The sequence below is a fragment of the Mesorhizobium sp. M6A.T.Ce.TU.002.03.1.1 genome (assembly GCF_003997275.1).
GTDB classification, from domain to species: Bacteria; Pseudomonadota; Alphaproteobacteria; order Rhizobiales; family Rhizobiaceae; genus Mesorhizobium; species Mesorhizobium mediterraneum.
Genome location: NZ_RZTI01000160.1, coordinates 1 through 6,395, shown reverse-complemented (window position 1 = coordinate 6,395; position 6,395 = coordinate 1). Strand labels below are relative to the sequence as shown.

The 6,395-nt window shown below is 62.7% G+C and carries 6 protein-coding genes and 1 pseudogene; 4 read left to right on the top strand and 3 right to left on the bottom strand.

The features are described 5' to 3' along the window. The coding region (locus tag EOC93_RS29620; protein ID WP_245461581.1) for an alpha/beta hydrolase at positions 1-800 on the bottom strand (800 nt) is incomplete at its 3' end. A gap of 201 nt (positions 801-1,001) precedes the next feature. Here EOC93_RS29620 and EOC93_RS29615 point away from each other — a divergent pair. Continuing rightward, positions 1,002-2,021, top strand: a complete 1,020-nt coding sequence (locus tag EOC93_RS29615) for a ribonuclease (protein ID WP_127206386.1) — start codon at positions 1,002-1,004, stop codon at positions 2,019-2,021. Positions 2,022-2,048: 27 nt separating this feature from the next. On the opposite strand, the gene EOC93_RS29610 is transcribed toward EOC93_RS29615, so the two are convergent. Next, complete coding sequence (locus EOC93_RS29610; protein WP_126105863.1) at positions 2,049-3,344, bottom strand: GGDEF domain-containing protein; 1,296 nt, start codon at positions 3,342-3,344, stop codon at positions 2,049-2,051. An 18-nt stretch (positions 3,345-3,362) separates the two neighbouring features. Then, positions 3,363-3,566 carry a hypothetical protein gene (locus tag EOC93_RS29605; protein ID WP_127206384.1) on the bottom strand — a complete coding sequence of 68 codons (204 nt, stop codon included), beginning with the start codon at positions 3,564-3,566 and terminating at the stop codon, positions 3,363-3,365. A 40-nt stretch (positions 3,567-3,606) separates the two neighbouring features. On the opposite strand from EOC93_RS29605, the gene ettA reads away from it, so the two are divergent. The 3 genes and pseudogenes from ettA to EOC93_RS29590 all read left to right on the top strand — a co-directional run. Beyond that, positions 3,607-5,256: an energy-dependent translational throttle protein EttA gene (ettA, locus tag EOC93_RS29600; protein ID WP_126105864.1), complete on the top strand. Its 1,650-nt coding sequence runs from the start codon at positions 3,607-3,609 to the stop codon at positions 5,254-5,256. 47 nt (positions 5,257-5,303) lie between these two features. Then, positions 5,304-6,074 carry a trans-aconitate 2-methyltransferase gene (gene tam / locus EOC93_RS29595; protein ID WP_126105865.1) on the top strand — a complete coding sequence of 257 codons (771 nt, stop codon included), beginning with the start codon at positions 5,304-5,306 and terminating at the stop codon, positions 6,072-6,074. 113 nt (positions 6,075-6,187) lie between these two features. Further along, positions 6,188-6,395 (top strand): annotated as a pseudogene (locus EOC93_RS29590) (beta-ketoacyl-ACP synthase III); the annotation flags it as partial.

Sequence of the window (6,395 nt, the reverse complement as noted above, 5' to 3'; positions counted from 1 at the left end):
AGGCGTCCGGCGAGATGGCTGACTGCCTTGCCGCCGTCGGTGGCGGGGTCCTTTTCGCCGCCGACTAGGCAGATCGGCAGGGTCTTGCGGACGCCGGAAAAATTAGCGTCGTCGGCACCGTCGAAGACAAAGCCGAACACATCGCGCCACATCGACACGGAGGCATCCCAGCCGCACAGCGGATCGGCGATGTATTTGTCGACCTCGGCTGCGTCGCGCGACAGCCAGTCGAACGGCGTCCGGTGATAGGGCACAGTTTTGCCCCAGGCCTGGAAGGTCAGCCTCGGCAGCATGCGCGACGGCACGTCGGAGCCGAGCCGGAATTTTTCCCAGGCCAGGATGGCCAGAGCGGCACGGCCAGCGAGCCCGGCGGAAAAATTAGCGTTCCAGATGGCGGCGGCGCGCAGCCGGCCCGAATGGGCAAGCATGAAATTCAGGGCGACGAGGCCGCCCATGGAATGGCCGAAGACGATGACGGGCAGACCGGGATGTTCGCCGGCGATCAAATCGTGCACGGCTGCGACATCAGCGATGACCTTGGCGCCGCCATCTGATTGAGCGAACTGGCCGAGCGGCGCGTCTGGCGCCTTGGTGGCGCCGTGGCCGCGATGGTCATGGACGTAGACATGGAAGCCGCGCTCACCCAGAAAGGTAGCGAAGCGGACATAGCGCGCGGCGTGCTCGGCCAGCCCGTGATTGATCTGGATAGCGGCGCGCGGGCGGCCCTCGGCGCGCTTCACATAAAGGTTGAGCGCCGCACCGGTCGGCGATCGGAGCACGCGCTGCTGGCTGAATGACATCGTCGCTTCGTCTCCAACGTGTTTTCGCGCCTGCGGGCATTTGTGTGCGCTGATGCCGGCTTTGCGTCAATCCGTGTTTTCCGCAGCGCTGTTCTTGCGTCGCTACGCGGGGTATCGCAATTCTGACATGGAGAATTTGATACCGAGAGAGGGCGGCAGTCTGTTGCCACAGCATTTTTAGCCGGGGGTACTTTTATGCGTATGCGGACAGGTCTTGTTCTCGGATTGGCGTTTGTCGCCGCGTCGCTAACGGGTGCTGCGCGGGCCGAGGTCAAGATGAGCGGCTCTTTCGTGGCCGACGCCGCCTGTCCAGCGACCCAGGCCATCAAGAGCGGCAAGAACCCTGGCGACATCTCGACCGATGCGGGACAGAGCTACGAGCTTCTGGCCGGCAACAAGGATGCCCCCACGCACTATCTGATCCGCGTGCCGGGGGCCGATCCGGAGCGCCGATGGGTGAAGATCGACTGCGGCCATGTTTCGGGCGGCAGTGCATCCACGGAACCGGCAGCACCCGCGCCAGCCGATCAGGAGAAGTCCGCGGCGCCGGCTTCGGGGAAACCTGAATATGTCCTCGCGCTGAGCTGGCAGCCGGCCTTTTGCGAAACCAGGCCCGGCAAAACCGAATGCAAGGCGCAGACCGCGGCCGGTTTCGACGCGACGCATTTCACCTTGCACGGGCTGTGGCCGCAGCCGAACGGAAATTTCTATTGCCAGGTGGCAGCGGCCGACAAGGCGAACGACAATCCGGCGCACTGGCAGGACCTGCCGCCGGTCGAGCTCGACCCGAACACGCGGTCGGAACTCGATCGGGTGATGCCGGGCACCGCATCCGACTTGGAAAGACATGAGTGGATCAAGCATGGCACCTGTTACGGCAAGAGCCAGCAAGTGTATTTCTCCGATGCGCTGAACCTGATGCGCGCGGTGAATGCTTCGCCGGTGCGCGATCTGTTCGCAAAGAACATCGGCAAGCAACTGACGTCGGATCAGATCCGCAGTGCCTTCGATAGCGCGTTTGGCGCGGGGGCAGGTGAGCGGGTCCGGGTATCCTGCCTGGTCGATTCGACGAGTGGTAGGCGGCTGATCGGTGAGCTGACGCTTGGCCTCACCGGCCCAATCGGTCCGAGCAGTCGACTCGGCGACCTGATGCAGGCTGCCGCGCCGACAAGCAAAGCCGGCTGCCCGAAAGGCTTTGTCGATTCCACAGGATTCCAATAACAGACAAGCCAGCAGGCAGGCTGGATGCTATGCGCCGACGCCGTGCCCTGGCCTGGTCCACGCGTTGAGGCTGTCGGCCTCGCGGCCGCCCGGTTCGCCGACGACGCGGTCGCGTCCGGTCGACTTGGCTTTGTACAGGCGCTGGTCGGCCAGCGCGAAAACATCGGCAAGGCAGCGGGTCGTCTCGCTGACGGTGGAGATGCCGGCGCTGACGGTGATGCCGAACCGGCTGGTGCTTGCGGAAGTCTTGACCGCGTGCCTGATGCTTTCGCCAAGCAGCCTGGCGACCGAATGCGGACGTAAGCAGAGGATGGCGAATTCCTCGCCGCCGATCCTGAACACCTGATCCTCGGGACCGACAATCTCTCCGAGCAGGGCGGCGACGGATTTCAGCACCTTGTCGCCCTCGGCGTGACCGAAGCGGTCGTTGATCGATTTGAAATGGTCGACATCGATGATCAAGAGGCTGAGCGGCTTGGCCGTCCGCAGGCTGGCGGCGACTGCGGTCTCACCGTCGCTGTCGAAGCGGCCCCTGTGCAGCAGGCCGGTAAGCCCGTCGCGGCCGACATGCTCGACCAGCGCCTCATAGCGCTCGCGATAAGTCAGCGTGTCGAAGATGTCGGACAGCCCGCGCGGGGCCGGGATCTGTCGCGCCTCGAACCATCTGATGTAAGCGACAAGCATGATGCTGTAGGCAAGCGCCGCGCCCATCTTGGCGAACCAGCCGCCGAAGAAAACCGCGATCGGTGCGCCGGTGACGAAATGCAGCGCGGTGAAAAACCCAGCCTGGTCGAATGTCAGCACGCAGGCGACGGAGACCAGGATGCGGGTAAAAAGCGCCTTGCGAAGATAACGCCCAAGCTTTTCGTAGAGCAGGATGATCAGGATGGCGTCAACGAAGAGCAGCGTCGTGCCCCACACCATCAGCCAGCCCATCTGGTCGATGAAGCCGATGTCGGGAAGCTTGCCACTGGGAAGCGGTGCGATCTCATGCAGGCGCAGGACCAGCACAAGCCCGATCATCAGGGCATTGCCGAGCAACAGGCCGTAGATCGGCTGCCGAACAGTTGCGGCGTCCTCTTTGATGTAGAGCAGCAGCAGCATCACCAGCTTGCCGGAAAACAGCACGGCGGAACCGGGCGAAACCATGCCGAATGGCAGCGCGACATAAAAGACGCTGGCGAGGTAGGTTTCCAGGAAATGCATGACCCCGAGGGCGCAGACAAAAACGCCGAGGCCGATGCGGTGCCTGAACCGGAAAAGCGTGACCATGACACCGAAATAGAGAACCGCTTCGGCAAGGAGCAGGCAACTGTTCAACAACGCCGTCGATCCGATCTTTCACCGCAGAAATCGCGGCTTGCCGGCGATTCCCCATCCGACACTTTTTTGACGCGGAATGGTTAACCGGAGCTTGCGCCGGGCTATGCAGCGAACCGAAAGCGGCGACAGTTCGATGAGCGTCTTCGGCCCGAAGATGAGCCACAAATGCCAAAACAGTTTGCCGTTCGGCGCGGCATCGCCTACATAGCGCGCAACTTCCATTCAATCCGACATTCCAGTCGACTTTTCAGGGAAAGCGCGCGTGGCACGCCAGTTCATCTATCACATGGCCGGCCTCAACAAGGCCTATGGCACCAAGAAGGTGCTCGAGAATATCCATCTCTCCTTCTACCCGGACGCCAAGATCGGCATCCTCGGCCCGAACGGCGCCGGCAAGTCGACGATCCTCAAGATCATGGCCGGCATCGACAAGGAGTGGAGCGGTGAGGCGTGGCTGGCCGAAGGCGCGACCGTCGGCTACCTGGCGCAAGAGCCGGCGCTCGATGCGAGCAAGACCGTGTTCGAGAACGTCATGGAAGGTGTCGCCGCCAAGACCGCCATCATCGAGCGCTACAACGAATTGATGATGAACTATTCCGACGAGACGGCCGACGAGTCGGCCAAGCTCCAGGACGAGATGGACCGGCTGAACCTGTGGGATCTCGAACAGCAGGTCGAGATGGCTATGGAAGCGCTGGGCTGTCCGCCCAAGGAAGCCGATGTCACCAAGCTGTCGGGCGGCGAGCGCCGCCGCGTCGCGCTTTGCCAGCTGCTGCTGCGCCAGCCTGACCTTCTGCTGCTTGACGAGCCGACCAACCATCTCGATGCCGAGACCACGGCGTGGCTGGAAAAGCATCTGCGTGCCTATCCGGGCGCCGTGATGATCATCACCCACGATCGCTATTTCCTCGACAATGTCACCGGCTGGATCCTCGAGCTCGACCGTGGCCGCGGCATTCCCTATGAGGGCAACTACACCAAATATCTCGAAGCCAAAGCCAAGCGTCTCAAGCAGGAAGGCCGCGAAGACGATGCGCGCCAGCGGGCGATCGGCCGCGAGCGCGAGTGGATCCAGTCCAGCCCGAAGGCCCGGCAGACCAAGTCGAAAGCGCGCATCCAGGCGTTCCAGGACCTGCTGGATGCGGCCGACAAGCGGCGTCCGAGCGACACACAGATCGTCATTCCGCATGGCGAACGGCTTGGCAATGTGGTGATCGAGGTCGACGATCTGTCGAAGGGCTTTGGCGACACGCTGCTGATCGACGATCTCGAATTCAAGCTGCCGCCGGGCGGCATTGTCGGCGTCATCGGCCCGAACGGCGCCGGCAAGACGACTTTGTTCCGCATGATCACCGGCCAGGAAAAGCCGGATGCCGGCACGATCCGCGTCGGCGAGACGGTCAAGCTCGGTTACGTCGACCAGAGCCGCGACGCACTCGACCCAACCAAGACCGTGTGGGAAGAAATCTCGGGCGGCGCCGAAGTGGTCAAGCTCGGCAAGTTCGAGGCCAACACCCGCGCCTATTGCGCGTCGTTCAATTTTCGTGGCGGCGATCAGCAGCAGAAGGTCGGCAACCTTTCCGGCGGCCAGCGCAACCGCGTGCATCTGGCCAAGATGCTGAAGACCGGTGGCAACGTGCTGCTGCTCGACGAACCGACCAACGATCTCGATACGGAAACGCTGGCGGCCCTCGAAGACGCGCTGGAAAACTTCGCCGGCTGCGCCGTCATCATCTCGCACGACCGCATGTTCCTCGACCGGCTGGCGACGCACATCCTCGCCTTTGAGGGCGATAGCCATGTCGAATGGTTCGAGGGCAATTTCGAGGATTACGAGCAGGACAAGATCCGCCGGCTGGGCCCCGATGCCGTCAATCCGCACAGGATGACGTATAAGCGGCTGACGAGGTAGAGTGCGCATATCGGGCGGCGAATTCTCGAATGACCTGAGGAGCTGAAATGGCTGATTGGTCCGCCGCCCAATATCTGAAATTCGAGGACGAGCGCACGCGGCCGTCGCGCGATCTCGTCGCGCAGGTGCCGGTGGAGGCACCGCAGCGGGTGGTCGATATCGGCTGCGGACCTGGCAATTCGACCGAATTGCTGGTCGAACGCTGGCCGAGCGCGCAGGTCAGCGGGTTCGACACCTCGCCCGACATGATCGAGAAGGCGAGGGCACGTTTGCCTGATGTAACCTTCGAGTTGGCCGATGCGGCGGCGTGGCAGCCCGAAAAACCGGTCGACGTGATCTTCGCCAACGCAGTGTTCCAGTGGCTGCCCGAGCATCCGGCGATCTTGCAGCGGCTGATAGGATTTTTGGCGCCCGGCGGCGCGCTTGCCGTGCAGATGCCCGACAATATGAGCGAGCCCTCGCACCGGCTGATGCGGGAGACGGCGGCCGAAATGCCGTTTGCCGACAAGCTGAGGAATGCAGCGCGCGGGCAACTGCCGCCGGTATCGTTCTACTACGATCTTTTGTCGCCGTTCTCCGACCGGCTCGACATCTGGCACACCGCCTACAATCACCCGCTGGCCGATGCCGAAGCCATCGTCGAATGGCTGAAGTCGACCGGGCTGAAGCCGTTCCTCGATCCGCTCGACGAGGACGAGCGGCGGCTTTTCCTCAACCGCTACACGGCAGCGATCGCGCAAGCCTATCCGAAGACGGCGAACGGCAAGGTGCTGCTGCGCTTTCCCCGCCTCTTCATCGTCGCGCGCCGCGCCGCTTAGCCCAGGCACTTGATTTAAGCCCGCATAAACTTGCTTGATGCGAAAGATGTTGCGCCGAGCTCTCGCGGCGCCCACATCAAGCCGCAACGCCTGCGCATGGGGACGAACTGAAAATGCATCGCGTCATCATCAGCGGCATCGGCGTTGAAATCCCCGAGCCTTCGATCACCAATGAAGAATTGGTCGGCAGCTTCAATGCCTGGGTCGAAATGGAGAATGTCCGCCGCCGGGCCACGGGTGAGACGCTGCTGCAGAAATCGGACAGTGCCTTCATCGTCCATGCTGCGGGCGTGCAGACCCGCAATGTGATCGAGCGGGAAG

Bases quoted from the DNA above. Each gene is read 5' to 3' on its own strand.
- EOC93_RS29615 (WP_127206386.1), top strand. From the start codon at position 1,002: ATGCGGACAGGTCTTGTTCTCGGATTGGCGTTTGTCGCCGCGTCGCTA.
- EOC93_RS29605 (WP_127206384.1), bottom strand. From the start codon at position 3,566: ATGGAAGTTGCGCGCTATGTAGGCGATGCCGCGCCGAACGGCAAACTG.
- tam (WP_126105865.1), top strand. From the start codon at position 5,304: ATGGCTGATTGGTCCGCCGCCCAATATCTGAAATTCGAGGACGAGCGC.